This is a genomic window from Acinetobacter sp. NIPH 542, assembly GCF_000369825.1.
Lineage (GTDB): Bacteria > Pseudomonadota > Gammaproteobacteria > Pseudomonadales > Moraxellaceae > Acinetobacter > Acinetobacter oleivorans.
In genome coordinates this window covers 225,008-239,320 of sequence record NZ_KB850206.1, presented here as the reverse complement: position 1 = coordinate 239,320, position 14,313 = coordinate 225,008, and the positions used below count along the sequence as shown (strand labels likewise).

Annotated in this window: 15 protein-coding genes; 3 read left to right on the top strand and 12 right to left on the bottom strand. The window is 38.7% G+C overall.

Annotated elements, in window-relative coordinates; translation table 11 throughout:
* Positions 1 to 39: 39 nt before the first annotated feature.
* Both F886_RS06795 and F886_RS06790 read right to left on the bottom strand, forming a co-directional pair.
* A complete protein-coding gene (locus F886_RS06795) occupies positions 40 to 882 on the bottom strand; it encodes an undecaprenyl-diphosphate phosphatase (RefSeq protein WP_005303168.1) in 843 nt (280 codons plus the stop codon).
* 107 nt (positions 883 to 989) lie between these two features.
* Positions 990 to 1,682, bottom strand: coding sequence for a YggS family pyridoxal phosphate-dependent enzyme (locus F886_RS06790; RefSeq protein ID WP_005303166.1), 693 nt, complete (start codon positions 1,680 to 1,682; stop codon positions 990 to 992).
* Between the two features lie 126 nt (positions 1,683 to 1,808).
* On the opposite strand from F886_RS06790, the gene F886_RS06785 reads away from it, so the two are divergent.
* Positions 1,809 to 2,846 carry a type IV pilus twitching motility protein PilT gene (locus tag F886_RS06785; protein ID WP_003653239.1) on the top strand — a complete coding sequence of 346 codons (1,038 nt, stop codon included), beginning with the start codon at positions 1,809 to 1,811 and terminating at the stop codon, positions 2,844 to 2,846.
* A 19-nt stretch (positions 2,847 to 2,865) separates the two neighbouring features.
* Positions 2,866 to 3,984: a PilT/PilU family type 4a pilus ATPase gene (locus F886_RS06780; RefSeq protein WP_004641663.1), complete on the top strand. Its 1,119-nt coding sequence runs from the start codon at positions 2,866 to 2,868 to the stop codon at positions 3,982 to 3,984.
* A gap of 69 nt (positions 3,985 to 4,053) precedes the next feature.
* Here the strand turns inward: F886_RS06780 and fur are convergent, their stop codons facing one another.
* On the bottom strand, positions 4,054 to 4,491 hold the full coding sequence (gene fur, locus F886_RS06775; protein ID WP_004794120.1) for a ferric iron uptake transcriptional regulator: 438 nt from the start codon (positions 4,489 to 4,491) through the stop codon (positions 4,054 to 4,056).
* Between the two features lie 111 nt (positions 4,492 to 4,602).
* On the opposite strand from fur, the gene F886_RS06770 reads away from it, so the two are divergent.
* Entirely contained in the window at positions 4,603 to 5,001 is a 399-nt protein-coding gene (locus F886_RS06770; RefSeq protein ID WP_003653245.1) for an outer membrane protein assembly factor BamE, read from the top strand.
* A gap of 64 nt (positions 5,002 to 5,065) precedes the next feature.
* On the opposite strand, the gene F886_RS06765 is transcribed toward F886_RS06770, so the two are convergent.
* The 9 genes from F886_RS06765 to F886_RS06725 form a co-directional block, all read right to left on the bottom strand.
* Entirely contained in the window at positions 5,066 to 5,380 is a 315-nt protein-coding gene (locus F886_RS06765; protein WP_005303163.1) for an RnfH family protein, read from the bottom strand.
* Positions 5,380 to 6,447 (bottom strand): hypothetical protein, encoded by a 1,068-nt coding sequence (locus F886_RS06760; protein WP_005303162.1) that lies wholly within the window; start codon positions 6,445 to 6,447, stop codon positions 5,380 to 5,382. Before F886_RS06760 ends, F886_RS06765 begins: the two co-directional genes overlap by 1 nt.
* Before the next feature lie 151 nt (positions 6,448 to 6,598).
* Positions 6,599 to 7,054: a bacteriohemerythrin gene (locus F886_RS06755; RefSeq protein ID WP_013198763.1), complete on the bottom strand. Its 456-nt coding sequence runs from the start codon at positions 7,052 to 7,054 to the stop codon at positions 6,599 to 6,601.
* Positions 7,055 to 7,305: 251 nt separating this feature from the next.
* Positions 7,306 to 8,154: a class II glutamine amidotransferase gene (locus F886_RS06750; protein ID WP_005303160.1), complete on the bottom strand. Its 849-nt coding sequence runs from the start codon at positions 8,152 to 8,154 to the stop codon at positions 7,306 to 7,308.
* 107 nt (positions 8,155 to 8,261) lie between these two features.
* The gene (locus F886_RS06745) at positions 8,262 to 9,044 is read right to left on the bottom strand and encodes a GNAT family N-acetyltransferase (protein ID WP_004794129.1); all 783 of its coding nucleotides are present in this window, start codon (positions 9,042 to 9,044) and stop codon (positions 8,262 to 8,264) included.
* Between the two features lie 122 nt (positions 9,045 to 9,166).
* Positions 9,167 to 10,072 (bottom strand): acetylglutamate kinase, encoded by a 906-nt coding sequence (gene argB / locus F886_RS06740; RefSeq protein WP_004794131.1) that lies wholly within the window; start codon positions 10,070 to 10,072, stop codon positions 9,167 to 9,169.
* 15 nt (positions 10,073 to 10,087) lie between these two features.
* Positions 10,088 to 11,506, bottom strand: coding sequence for a phosphomannomutase/phosphoglucomutase (locus F886_RS06735; RefSeq protein ID WP_005303157.1), 1,419 nt, complete (start codon positions 11,504 to 11,506; stop codon positions 10,088 to 10,090).
* A gap of 198 nt (positions 11,507 to 11,704) precedes the next feature.
* The gene (gene dut / locus F886_RS06730) at positions 11,705 to 12,157 is read right to left on the bottom strand and encodes a dUTP diphosphatase (RefSeq protein WP_005303155.1); all 453 of its coding nucleotides are present in this window, start codon (positions 12,155 to 12,157) and stop codon (positions 11,705 to 11,707) included.
* Positions 12,158 to 12,180: 23 nt separating this feature from the next.
* A complete protein-coding gene (locus F886_RS06725; RefSeq protein WP_005303153.1) occupies positions 12,181 to 14,220 on the bottom strand; it encodes a UvrD-helicase domain-containing protein in 2,040 nt (679 codons plus the stop codon).
* Positions 14,221 to 14,313: the final 93 nt, after the last annotated feature.

The window sequence follows — 14,313 nt, the reverse complement described above, 5'->3', positions numbered from 1 at the left end:
GGTCTTGTACTAATTTTTTATTTTTAAAACATCAAAAAATTAATTCACGCAGAGTACGACAACTGCAAAACCGATACAGTACATACCGAACAAATGCCAGCGTCCATGTTCTAACCATGAAGACAACCATTTTAGCGCCAAAAGACCAGCACCGAAGCTAAAGCACATGCCCAATAGGCTTGGAACCATCGAATGGAACATTTGTCCATGAGCTACGGTTTGTAAGCCTTGAGCGTGAATTAAACGATATAACTCTTTTAAAATTACTGCTGGTGTTAGTACCACAGCCAACGCAAAACTGAACTCTTCAGCCTTTTGACGAGATACACCTAAAAATAAACCTGTAGAGATGGTTGCACCAGAACGTGAAAAGCCACGGAAAGGCAAACATAAAGCCTGCACAGCCCCAATAATAGAAGCACTACGCAAACTAATTTCACCCTGCTGACCACGATCTAAACGCGAAGATAAAATAATCAGAACACCTGCCGAAATTAGCGCAGCTGCCATGAGTTTGGAGTTACTAAACAAATGCTCAATTTCGAAACTGCTCGCACCGCCGAAGAATACATGTTTAATCAGAGATTGGAGCGCTAAACCGAGCACGCCTGTAATAAGCGTTGCCAAAATAATATAGAAGGCTTGCTTCTTAAAACTTTCCCATGAAGAAAAATAGGTTTTTTTCCAAGATTTCCAAAAGTAAACGATCACTGCAAACATCGTACCTGTATGTAACATCACAAGTAAGAAGGTCATATCAGGTGCAGATGGATCATACCCCATTAACTTTTCAGCTAAAATAACGTGTGCGGAACTAGAAACTGGCAATAATTCAGCGAATCCCTGAATGATTGCCAGAATAAAAACATGCAATAAATCCATACATTACACACTCAAATATTAAAATATTTGGGTTATAAGCTAGGAAAATTAAATTTAAATTAACAAATTACAGTTACCCGACAAAACGTTTATCTAAATTGTAAAAGTCATTTTTTCTCAACTGTATCACGCTTTCCAAATAAAGCCGTTCCTACACGTACCATGGTTGAACCTGCTGCAATCGCAGCGTCTAAATCACCTGACATTCCCATACTCAATGTATCCCAGTGTTCTGGGTGGGCATGTTTTTCTTTCACAGCATCAAACAAGGCTTTAGCATCTGCAAAAGCAGCTGTATTGTCTGGTGCTGGAATTACCATCAAACCACGTAGTTTGATTTTTGCTAATTGGCTAATTTGAGCGACTAACTCCGCAACCTCATCTGGTGCACAACCATCTTTACTGTCTTGCCCATCAATATTCACTTGCAAACAAATATTCAAGTCAGATTGATCTTGAAATCGTTGATTAGATAATCGCTCAGCAATAATCAAACGATCTACACCATGCACCCAATCAAACTTTTCTGCCAAATGTTTAGTCTTGTTGCGCTGAACATGACCAATAAAATGCCATTCAATTTCTAAATCGTGTAAAGCTTCGATTTTGTCTAAAGCTTCTTGTAAATAGTTTTCACCAAATGCTCTTTGTCCTGCTGCATACATTTCACGCAAACTTTCACTCGGATGTGTTTTTGATACGGCTAAAAGTTGCACAGTTTCAGGCGCACGCTGAGCATGTTCACAAGCAACTCTGATTTGCTGTAATACGTGCTGCCGCGCATCTTGCAGGTAATTCATTGACAAGGTTCTCATTTTCAAAAAACTTTTTTGCTTTTCACCTAAAGCGAGGTGTTGGTAAGCCTCGGTGAAAGCCGTATATTATTCTACAAAATAATGACATATTTTGATTTACTTGGGGAAATTATGGATATTACAGAGCTACTCGCCTTCTCTGTGAAAAATGGCGCGTCCGATTTACATTTATCTGCTGGCATGCCACCGATGATTCGCGTTGATGGTGAAGTCCGTCGCATTAACTTACCGGCTCTAGATCATAAAGATGTTCACCGTCTGGTCTATGACATCATGAATGATAAACAACGCCGAGACTACGAAGAAAAGCTTGAAACTGACTTTTCTTTTGAAGTGCCAAATGTTGCTCGTTTCCGTGTTAACGCATTTAACCAAAACCGCGGTGCTGGTGCAGTATTCCGTACCATTCCATCAAAAGTACTCACGATGGAAGATTTAGGCTTAGGGCAAATCTTTAAAGATATTTGTGATTACCCACGTGGCATTGTGTTAGTTACAGGACCAACAGGTTCAGGGAAATCAACTACGCTTGCAGCGATGATGGACTATATTAACGAAAATCGTTATGACCATATTTTAACGGTTGAAGACCCAATCGAATTTGTACACCAGTCGAAGAAATGTTTGATTAACCAACGTGAAGTGCATCGTGATACGCATGGCTTTAATGAAGCACTACGCTCAGCACTGCGTGAAGACCCAGATATTATTTTAGTCGGTGAGATGCGTGACCTTGAAACCATTCGTTTAGCACTTACCGCTGCTGAAACCGGTCACTTGGTATTTGGTACACTTCATACGACTTCAGCTGCAAAAACCATTGACCGTGTGATTGACGTATTCCCTGCCGAAGAAAAAGACATGGTTCGTGCCATGTTGTCTGAATCTTTACAGGCTGTTATTTCGCAAACCCTACTTAAGAAGAACGGCGGTGGGCGTGTGGCAGCACATGAAATCATGATTGGTATTCCTGCCATTCGTAACTTAATTCGTGAAAATAAAGTCGCACAAATGTATTCATCAATTCAGACTGGTGCAAATCATGGCATGACGACACTCGACCAAAGCTTAAAAGGTTTGGTATCTCGTGGTGTGATTAGCCCACAAACTGCACGTACTGCTGCAAAACAGCCCGAATCATTCCTATAAAAATAATTAGAGAATAAATATGGATTTTAATGACTTACTCAACCTCATGGTTGAAAAAAAATCATCCGATCTTTTTATTACAGATGGTGTTGCACCATCTATGAAAATTAACGGGCAAATTGTTCCAATTTCAAAAAATAGTCTTTCAGGAGACGTTATTGGTCAACTTTTACATTCCATCATGAGCGAAAAGCAGCGCAAAGAATTTGCGGACACTCGTGAATGTAACTTTGCCATTATGAACCGTGATAAAACGGCCCGCTTTCGTGTGAGCGCTTTTCAGCAGCGTGACATGCCAGGCATGGTACTACGTCGAATTGAAACTAAAATTCCTTCAATTGATGACTTGCAGTTACCGCCCGTTCTTAAAGATTTATCGATGACCAAACGCGGTATCATTATTTTTGTTGGTGCGACAGGTACTGGTAAATCGACTTCTTTGGCTTCAATGATTAGCTATCGTAACCACAACACTAAAGGTCATATCATTACCATTGAAGACCCAATCGAGTTTATCCATGAACATGCGGGCTGTATCATTACTCAACGTGAAGTCGGCATTGATACAGACTCATTTGAAATTGCCTTAAAGAATACTTTGCGACAAGCACCAGATGTAATCTTGATTGGTGAGATTCGATCTCGTGAAGTTATGGACTACGCGATTGGCTTTGCTGAAACAGGTCACCTTGTATTGGCTACGATGCACGCTAACAACGCCAACCAAGCGCTCGATCGTATTATTCACTTCTTTGAAAGTGACCGCCACAGTCAGCTTTACATGGACTTATCGCTTAACTTAAAGGCCATGATTGCGCAGCAACTTATTCCAACACCAGATGGCAATTCACGTCGTGCAGCCATTGAGATTTTGATTAACTCGCCATTAATTTCAGACTACATTCGTAAAGGCGAAATTCATGAAATTAAAGATTTAATGAAACGTTCGCGTGAACTCGGTATGCAAACCTTTGACCAAGCGTTGTTTGATCTCTATAAAGCAGGCCAAATTACCTATAAAGATGCATTAAAACATGCCGACTCACCGAACGATTTACGTTTGACCATTAAGCTTGCCGAAGAAGGACCTGATCAAATTGCAGGCACAAATCAGCATTTAACCTTCGACCGACAGTAATTTCTTCATAAAAAAAGGAAGGTTAAACGTAACCTTCCTTTTTTATTTGTTTTCTTTATGTGAAAACGATTATTTCTTGCGCAGAACTTCCTGACATTCAGGTTCGTTACAGTAACCGTAGAGGTTTAATGAGTGACCCGTTAAGGTAAACCCATGTTGGTCTGCTACAGCATGCTGTTCCTTCTCGATAACATCATTAGTAAATTCAATAACTTTGTTGCAATTATGGCAAACCAAATGATCGTGATGATCTTCTTGCATAATTTCGAAAACAGAATGATTATTTTCGAAATGATGACGCTGAATGATACCTGCAGCTTCAAATTGTGTTAACACACGGTAAACTGTCGCAAGACCGACATCTTCCCCTTGTTCTAACAAAGTCTTGTAAATATCTTCAGCACTAAGATGATGTTGCTTTGAATTTTCTAATAATTCCAAAATCTTAATTCGTGGAAGGGTAACTTTAAGTCCAGCTTTGCGCAAATCTTGATTGGAAATAGGCATGAAAAAAGGTCTCTCAACAAATCTCAAGTTGGAATAGGCAATAGAATTTAGATGAAGTATGATCTATCCTTTGATCAAATGCATCATAATTTATTGGGATAGTGTAGCAAAATGCAAAAACTCGTGCTGACGTTATTAGTCACTTCACTCCTTGCTGGTTGTTCAATCTTTGGTGTATATAAGGTTGATATTCCTCAAGGGACTCCTTTGACCAAAGCTCAGGCCTCTCAAGTACAAGTCGGCATGAATTTCCAGCAAGTGCGTTTTTTGCTTGGTAGTCCAACTGTGACTGATCCACTTAATCCTCAGCGTTGGGACTACATTTACAACTATATCCCGGGAACTTATGCTAAAAAGGCAAAAATCCCCGCAGCACATGGTCAGCATTTAAAAATTTACTTTGATGGCACTGGCACAGTAACTAAAATTGAAGGTTTAGAAACTATTCCAGAGTCGCAACCAGGTTTACCTGCTTCTAAAGAAGCGATTTTAACTGCCCCACCACTATAATCGTTTTTTCTAATAAAAATAAACCCCTCAAGTGAAATACTTCGAGGGGTTTTATTTATGGGGCTTATTGCTTTAAGCGATTACTTTTAATATATCGCCCCACAGGATTTTTCTCGGCGCGTTTACGGCGTATATCCTTCGGATTAATCGTTAAAGGCCGATAGACCTCTACCCGATCACCCGCTTGTAGTACTGCATCAGCTTCTACTTTTGCACCAAATATGCCAAGTTGTAATGGCTCCGGCAAACTTATCTGTGTCTGCAACCCACTCGCTTCAACTGCTTGTAATGCTGTCATTCCAGCTTCAAATGGAACAGCAACTAAAAACTGTTGCTCTGGGGCTGCAAAAGCAACCCACACTTGCTGAGCTTTTTCCATCAGATAATTTGTCCAACTACCGCAATCATGGCAATTACAATTGAAAGCGGTAAAACAATACGTACCGCAATACGCCACAAGTTATAGAACAACTCATTGCTAAAATTCATTGATTTACGCAAGTGGCTAATTTTCATAATCCAACCAGCAAAAATTGCATAGATCAAGCAAATGAGTAATCCCCAAAGCATCAAAATCAGCGTAAAGATGCCGTGAAGTTCAGGCACAGCCCAAACTGCAATTGCTACAACAATAATCACCCATTGTAAAACGTACATCAGTTGACGTTGAGCAAGCTGCTCTTTAGCAAGTTGAATAAACAGCGCTGTTGTCATTACCGCAGTAAAAATCCAGGTAAAAACAGGAAGCTGTGCTTGAAGAGAAAAGAAACCAAACGCTACGACAGCAATTAACTGAGCTAACCAGATTGGAAGTACAGTTCGGGTAGCGCCTTCTTGAGAGTGAATTACAGACAAGCTATTTTGCCAGTAAAGTCCTAAGCCTAAACCACTTGCAACAAGAGCAAGTACAGTTGCATTACCCCACTCTTTAAACTCAACATTTGTCCAATGCCAAGGCTGTAAAGTCGTTCCCATTGTATTAGCTAGCACAAGAGAAGCGATTACACCGACTGTCATTAACACAATTAAAATCTGACGTGGAATAAAAGATAAAATTAAAGCCGCAACTGCAAGACCAGCAAAAACAATTTGCCCAGAAATACTGTTATTGAGCTGTACTGTCAGTAAATTACCAGCAGTACTAAGTACATTCCCGGCTAAAAATGGAATAAAAATAACTGCAAGCCAACCAGCCAAACGCCATTTTGGTGAACTATCTGCTTCACGAGTTAAACTTGATAAAGCATTTAGAGCAGTAGTCTTTGACCGTTTTGCTAAAGCAATTTCTAAATAACAAACTGGCAAAGCCAATAGCAGCATTGTGCCCAACCACAATAACCAGAAATCGATTTGACGATCAATCTGGATCCCCATAGCGGGTGCCAATGTCGCCATAATGATGAAAGACAAGCAAAACGCCATCAGGGGCGATAACCATCGTGACATAGGTATGTCCTGCATTATGCATTCCTTGAAAAAGACTATAGATATTTTGCCCGTCTCATGCCTGAAAATCAAAGTTTGCTCAATAAAAAAAGCAAACTACCGAAACGATAGTTTGCTGCGCTAACTAAAATTATAAGTTTTGTTATTTAAGTTATGCGAAAAACCGAGCAAACCAGTTTTTCCCTTTCTTCTTTTCTTTTTCTCTAATAATTCCCATCATATTTTCTTTTACCGCCCCCACATAATCAGCATCATCATGTTGAATATGGTTAATTAACCATTTTGCTAAAATTTCTTGTAGCTCTTTTTCAACAGTATGTCCCATTTCAAAACGCTCACGATATAACTCTATTTTTTTAATAAATAAGTCATGTACACGTTTATGTGGTACACGATATTTATAATCTGCTTCCTCTTGCAAACTTTCTTCGAAAGTAAAATGTGATTGCGTGTAATCAATAATATTATCTAAAACATCTTTAATTCGACGTCTATCTTCATCATCTTTTACATCATCAATTTCATTAATATAATCAAGTATTCGTTTATGTTGCTCATCAATAACATCAATACCCGTATTATATTCTGAAGCCCATTTCATTTTCATACATCTCCCCAATGATGTTCAATGACTGTTGCACAAACATCATGATATATTTAAAGAATATAAATAAAAACAAAGCTATTTTGTCGGGTTTATCATATAAAAATCATATTAAACATAAATTATTGTTTTTATTTATTTTTTAAAAATTTAACCAACTAAAATAATAAAGTATTTTTTAAACAAAATACTTTATTATTAAACGACTAATATATATAGATATTTCTATTTATATATTTTAAATATACTTTATATTAATATTGATCTGCACGAGTAATACGCTTAAGTTCAGGATTTTCCTGCTCACGCTTTAATCTCTCTACATGAGTAATTGCTTTTTTAATTGGCTCACCATGTTGAAATAAAATCATTTCACCAGGCTGATAAGCTGTCCAGTTTTCATTATGTGTTAAAGGTTCAGTTGTTATTACTGCCACACGATCTTCAGGGGTTGTTACCTGACTAAAATCGACTTCAACATCTAAATCAATTAAATGAGCCTGATTAAATGGATATTCTCGAACCAACCAATGTAATTTAGTAATCGCATAACTAAATAATGCCTTGCCATTCGATAAGCAATAATTAAATGTACCGTACTCAGCAATTTGTGGCGAAACTTTTTCTAATACTTCAAATATCTGTTCAAGGCTTGGTTCTTCATAGCCAAAAGCTTCAACAAGTTGATCGAGCAAATAACAAAATGCGCGTTCACTGTCTGTATTCCCCACTGGCGTAAAACGTCCACTCAGTGGTGGATCAAAGTCATGTAAATCACCATTATGGGCAAAAATCCAATGACGCCCCCACAACTCTCGAATAAAGGGATGAGAATTTTCTAAAGTGATTTTACCTTGAGTCGCTTTACGAATATGCGCGATCACGTTACGTGATTTAATAGGATAATTACGGATAAGATCGGCAATTGGAGATTCAACTGCCGACTGGTTATCGACAAATAAACGGCAAGCCTTATCTTCGAAAAATGCGATACCAAATCCATCACTATGGTCTGAGGTAATTCCTGCACGCTGTGAAAAACCACGGAAAGAAAAAGTAATATCCGTTGGTGTTGCACAATTCATTCCTAATAGCTGGCACATATCGCTTTTAAACTACTTCTAATTACCCCATCTGCTCTATTGTGCATGAGAGTAAAATTGCTTGCAAATCTCAATATGTGCTGGCTATTAGAAAATAGAACATATGATTAACGCTGACCCATTTTATTCATGACAAATGAAGTCGCCACTTTATTCACTTCAAGAAATACAAAATAATCTAGACAGTTAAACTCTTCATCAAAAAAAGCCTGTTTCGATAGTTTTGATTGCATGCTCAAATACATTTGAAATAGTTTCGGCATACGCTCATCTTGTGGAAAGCTAAATTCAGGATATTCAGGTTCGTAGATTTTTTTCGAACGGATATCAATGGTTTTACTTTCAGATAATTGCTGAATCTGGCGATGCGTGTAGTACGCTCTAGCCAAATTATCTTGCAAATGAATACTGACACAGCCCATTAAATATTTAGCGCGCATTGACCATAGCACTTTCGGTGCAAGGTTCAACCACAGTGTCGATAATGCTTTACCATTACGAAAGCGAGGATGAACACAGGTACGCCCTATTTCCAACACATTAGGAAGATGTGATAACTGAGGAACAATATCAAACTCATGTGCGCTGTAGCTTTGTGCAATCTCATGACCTTGAAATAATTTTAGACGGGTATACGCGACAATCTCTCCAGTCCACTTTTCACGTAAGACCGCATGCTCACAACCAAAATCATAAATGTCTTGGTCTAAGTTATCTTCAAAATGAATTCCAAATTGTTGGCTAAATTGTTGTGCACGAAACCGCTGTACATCTTGTAATTCTTTTAAATTATCAACCCATTCAAAACGAAATTGTGTCTGATTTATTGCTTTATGACGATTTAAAGGTAAAGTCCAGGTTTGGCGATATTGATTAAATTTTTCCAGCATAATGAACGCTCCTAGTGACACCCCTTACACTAGTCAAAGCTCATGACAAAAAAATGACCAAACTAAAGTGGTATAAAAAAAGACCACCTAGGGTGATCTTTTTATTGAGAATAGCGGATTTCTTAAGCTGTTTTAGTGCGATTAGAAATGAGTGTACCCACTCCATGATCAGTGAAGATTTCAAGCAATGTTGCATGTGGTACGCGGCCATCAACAATATGTGCGCTTACAACACCGCCTTTGACAGCATCAAGTGCACAGCCTACTTTAGGAATCATACCGCCATAGATCACACCTGTTTCAATGAGGCGATCAACTTCTTGCGTAGTAAGACCAGTTAACAAATTTTTATTTTCATCAAGCACACCAGTAATATTGGTAAGCAAAATTAACTTTTCAGCGCCTAGTGCTTCTGCAACCTTACCTGCAACTAAATCAGCATTAATATTATAAGTATTGCCTTCTTCATCCACACCTAATGGTGCAATCACTGGAATAAAGTCACTTTGAGTGAACATTTCCAATACATCTGTTTTAACGCCAGTCACTTCACCAACCATACCCAAGTCGATATGTTTGATAGAACCGTCTTCTTCTTGCTTTTCCATAAGTAATTTACGGGCACGAAGTAAATTACCATCTTTCCCTGTTAAACCAATTGCACGGCCACCATGTTTATTAATCAGGTTAACAATTGATTTATTTACGCTACCACCTAATACCATTTCAACCACTTCCATGGTTGCAGCATCAGTTACACGCATACCGTCAATACGATCAGACTCGCGGCCTAACTGCTTTAAAAATGAGTCTACTTGTGGTCCACCACCATGAACAACAATCGGATTTAACCCGACAGTTTTAAGTAAAACGATATCGCGAGCAAATGAACTTTCGAGCTCCGGATCAGTCATCGCGTTGCCACCGTATTTCACCACCAGCGTTTTACCAGTAAAACGTTGAATATACGGCAAAGCTTCAATCAAGATTTTTGCTTTGTCGACACCGATATGCTGATGTTGGGGCATTACGCCTCTCCTTACTTAGGCCTCTGAAAGTTCTTGTGCAATTTGCGGATAGTGCTCTTGCAACATATCTACAAATTTTTGCTGGATTTCCTTTAATCGTAAAGGATTATCTGCATCAAATCTTACTGTAAAATATTCACCAGTATTTGATGCTCGAATAATGCCAAAACCATCATCAAAATCAAGACGTACGCCATCGATTTTACTGATGCGGGCACCTAAACGATGACTTAAAATTTCAATATCTTGTAATACATACTTTGGATCAGACTGATACGTACCAATATAGGTATCTTCGGTACAACATCTTTCTGGATAAGGAGCAAACAATTCAGAAATTGTTGTCGCACTCGATTGAGTAAAATATTCCATTACACGTAATGCAGCATATAGACCATCGTCGTATCCGAAACCACGCCCATCATTAAAAACGTAGTGGCCCGCATATTCTCCACCAAAAATGGCGCGTCCATTTGACTGAGATAAATAAGCTCTTAAGAAGCTACTTCCCGTGCGAATCATTTTTGCTTTTCCGCCGAGTTGTTCGACCGTTTTTTGAACCATGCGTGAACATTTCACGTCAAAAACAATTTCTTGCTCGGGGTGTTGTTCTAAGCACATTTGCGCAAAAAGTGATAACAAACGGTCTGCTGTCAATATCTGGGCTTTTTCATCGACTAAAACGACACGGTCTCCATCACCATCCAGAGCAATGCCAATATCTGCCTGCTGCTCAACCACGGCTTTACGCAAATGAGTTAAATGAGCGGCATGCGAAGGATCTGGTGCATGATCTGGAAACTCGCCATTCGGATGGGTTCGTAAAGCAATGACTTCACAGCCCATTTTTTCCAATATTAATTTTGAACAGTGTCCAGCAGAGCCATGTAAACCATCTAAAATAACTTTTAAAGGACGTTTTAATTGAATATCTTTAAAAATGGCTTGCTGGTATTTCTGGCAAAATTCAGCTTTAAATTGAGGTAGGGTTAACTCAAGTACAGAAATGGAATGAGCTGGTACATAATTTTGAGCTTCGTCACCCACCTGCTGAATCATTTCAGGAGACGGCGGTTCACCTTTTAAAATCCACTTAATACCATTATCCGATTTTGGATTATGGCTTGCAGTCACCATAATGCCATTGCCACCAAAATCTCTCGCAATGTAATACATCATTGGTGATGAACAACAACCAATGTTGGTAACTTTTAAACCTTGTTCTACTAAAATCTCTTCAATTAATTGTGCATAGGCTGGACTTGTGAGACGGGCATCATAGCCAATCACTAATTGAGTTTGTTCTGCTTGTTTGTATTGTTGTGCCAATCCGTAGGCAATCGAACGAACAACGTCCGCGGTTAAGTAAGAAAGTTTGCCTCTAATATCGTAAGCACGAAAAATACTTTTTGGAAATGAGTGTCTTACATTCATAGCGTATCTTCTATTTAAAGATCAATCCGATCTATCGCAAAAACATAGATTATTCAAAATTTTTGAAAGGTTTGTTTGCTAAAAAAGTTAAAAGAATATGAGTAAAGCGTGTTGTAATATAATCCATTGTAACATTCAAGATATAAAAAGAAACGCCTGTTCAACAGGCGTTTGATTTTCGTTAATATTTTAAAAAACTTATTGTTTACCTGTGTGACCAAAGCCACCAGCGCCACGTAAAGTTTCTTCAAATTCTTCTACTTGCTCAAATTCAGCTTGTACAACTGGCACTAAAACATATTGTGCCAAGCGCTCACCTGGTTCTAAACGGAATATTGTTTGACCACGGTTCCAAACTGAAACCATCAATTCACCTTGGTAATCCGAATCAATCAAACCAACTAAGTTACCAAGCACGATACCGTGTTTATGACCTAAACCTGAACGCGGTAAAATTAAACCAGCAAAATTTACATCATGAATATAAATTGCCATACCTGTTTTAACTAAAACAGTTTGTCCTGGTTCAATATCAATTGCTTCATCGACGCAGGCACGTAAATCTAAACCCGCTGAACCTGCTGTTGCATATGAAGGTAAAGGCCATTCTTTACCTAAACGCGGATCGAGCAATTTCACTTGAACTTTCATGGGATTTCCTAAAAATTAAAAAATTAACGCTTTAATAAAGCTTTTAAATTTGCCAGATATTGTTGAGCCTGTTCTTTAGGATCAACATTAGCCGCAATTTTCTTTTTACGCCCTAACCACTCGAGCTCATCTTGCGGAAGTTCATCAAGGAAGCGGCTTGGGGTCATTTGTTTCATCTGTCCACCATTTTTACGCTGTTCTGCCAGTGTTAACGTTAAACCTTGGCGTGCACGGGTAATTCCCACGTACATGAGACGGCGCTCTTCCTCAATGGTTTCTGCTGCAATCGAGTTTTTATGCGGCAATAGTTCTTCTTCGAGCCCCATAATGTACACATAAGGGAATTCCAAACCTTTTGCAGCATGCAGAGTAAGTAAGTTAACTTTGTCCGTATCTTCTTCTTCCTGCTGCTGTTCTAAGAGGTCAAGCAGAACCAGTTTTCGAATGACACTTTCAATATTCTTTTCATCAACGTCTTCTGCACGGTTAATGAGGTTTTGAATACTGGTAAATAAATTCTCAATATTATCGAGCTTACTTTTCTCTTGTGCAGGTGTTGCAGACTGTTCACGAACGTAATCCATATAACCCGCTTCGTTCATCATTTGACGAACTTTAGGCACAGGTTCATCATCTTCTAACAATTCACGCGTAAATGTCGCGATAAAATCAGCAAATTCATGAAGCTGAGTTTCTGCCTTTTTAGGAAGCACCATGCTTAAACGTTGATCAGCAGAAGCACCAAGTAAAGACAAATTATTTTCTTGTGAGAATAAACCTAACTTCTCAAGAGTAACTGGGCCAATCGCACGTTTAGGCGTGTTAATAATACGCAAGAAAGCACTGTCATCTTCTGGGTTAATAATGAGACGTAAATAACTCATCACGTCTTTAATTTCTGCACGAGCGAAGAACGATGTACCGCCAGAGAGTTTATACGGAATTTGCATTTGGCGAAGCTGTGTTTCTAATACACGCGCCTGAAAGTTACCACGATATAAAACGGCATAATCTTTCCAGTTTTTACCGTTCATGAGCTTATGAGTAAGTAGGTCTTTGACCACGCGTTCTGCTTCATCATCATCATTACGACATGTAATGATTCGGATAACCTCACCATGCCCTTTATCACTCCACAATTTCTTATCAAAAATATGCGGGTTATTTTGAATCACACAGTTGGCAGCTTTTAAAATACGGCTCGTTGAACGATAGTTCTGTTCAAGTTTAATAATATGTAAATTTGGGAAATCTTGTTTAAGCAAAGCCATATTTTCAGGCTTAGCCCCACGCCACGCGTAGATCGACTGGTCATCATCACCTACCGCAGTGAACTGCCCCATCACCCCAACTAAAAGCTTGACCAAAATATACTGGGCTGTGTTGGTATCTTGATATTCATCGACCAATAAATAGCGAACACGGTTTTGCCATTTATCACGTACTTCTGCATTTTCTTGCAATAAGCGTGTTGGCATAACAATCAAGTCATCAAAATCAACAGCGTTGTAAGCACGTAAATTACGTTCATAAAGTTGGTAAAGATGCGCAAACTGTACATCTTCAGGTGTTTCACAAGTTGAATGTGCTTGCTCTGGCACGATCAGATCGTTTTTCCAATCTGAAATTTTCTTCATTGCCTTGGCAATTAATTCTTTGCTTTCTGCACCCGACAAATTGTCGCGGTGCATCAGATCCATCAAAATACGTTTACAGTCATCTGCATCTAAAATCGAAAAATTAGCTTTTAAAGGTAAATTTTTAAGTTCTAAACGTAAAAGGTTTAAACCAAAAGTATGGAAGGTGGAAACCGATAAGCCTTTTGATTCTTCACGTGACAAAAGCTTGGTCACACGCTCTTTCATTTCACGTGCAGCTTTGTTTGTGAAGGTCATCGCGGTTATACGATGCGCTGGAATACGGCAATGCTGCACCAAATAGGCAATTTTACGAGTAATTACCGATGTTTTACCTGAACCAGCACCAGCAAGCACCAATAAAGGGCCCTGAGTATATTTCATGGCTTCTTCTTGCTTGTTGTTCAATTGACTGGCAGATGACATCGCGTATTACCTCTTAATTTTTCGAGCATGATTATAGTCATCTCTGTTTTAGAATCCCAATAGTAAATCTACGGATATGTATAAATGATGTCT

Coding starts and splice junctions, on each gene's coding strand:
- F886_RS06760 (WP_005303162.1), bottom strand. CDS start 6,447: ATGTCACGATGGTTATCGCCCCTGATGGCGTTTTGCTTGTCTTTCATC.
- F886_RS06725 (WP_005303153.1), bottom strand. CDS start 14,220: ATGTCATCTGCCAGTCAATTGAACAACAAGCAAGAAGAAGCCATGAAA.
- F886_RS06780 (WP_004641663.1), top strand. CDS start 2,866: ATGGATTTTAATGACTTACTCAACCTCATGGTTGAAAAAAAATCATCC.
- F886_RS06785 (WP_003653239.1), top strand. CDS start 1,809: ATGGATATTACAGAGCTACTCGCCTTCTCTGTGAAAAATGGCGCGTCC.
- fur (WP_004794120.1), bottom strand. CDS start 4,491: ATGCCTATTTCCAATCAAGATTTGCGCAAAGCTGGACTTAAAGTTACC.
- F886_RS06755 (WP_013198763.1), bottom strand. CDS start 7,054: ATGAAAATGAAATGGGCTTCAGAATATAATACGGGTATTGATGTTATT.
- F886_RS06745 (WP_004794129.1), bottom strand. CDS start 9,044: ATGCTGGAAAAATTTAATCAATATCGCCAAACCTGGACTTTACCTTTA.
- argB (WP_004794131.1), bottom strand. CDS start 10,072: ATGCCCCAACATCAGCATATCGGTGTCGACAAAGCAAAAATCTTGATT.
- F886_RS06765 (WP_005303163.1), bottom strand. CDS start 5,380: ATGGAAAAAGCTCAGCAAGTGTGGGTTGCTTTTGCAGCCCCAGAGCAA.
- F886_RS06795 (WP_005303168.1), bottom strand. CDS start 882: ATGGATTTATTGCATGTTTTTATTCTGGCAATCATTCAGGGATTCGCT.
- F886_RS06750 (WP_005303160.1), bottom strand. CDS start 8,154: ATGTGCCAGCTATTAGGAATGAATTGTGCAACACCAACGGATATTACT.
- F886_RS06735 (WP_005303157.1), bottom strand. CDS start 11,506: ATGAATGTAAGACACTCATTTCCAAAAAGTATTTTTCGTGCTTACGAT.
- F886_RS06790 (WP_005303166.1), bottom strand. CDS start 1,682: ATGAATTACCTGCAAGATGCGCGGCAGCACGTATTACAGCAAATCAGA.
- F886_RS06770 (WP_003653245.1), top strand. CDS start 4,603: ATGCAAAAACTCGTGCTGACGTTATTAGTCACTTCACTCCTTGCTGGT.
- dut (WP_005303155.1), bottom strand. CDS start 12,157: ATGAAAGTTCAAGTGAAATTGCTCGATCCGCGTTTAGGTAAAGAATGG.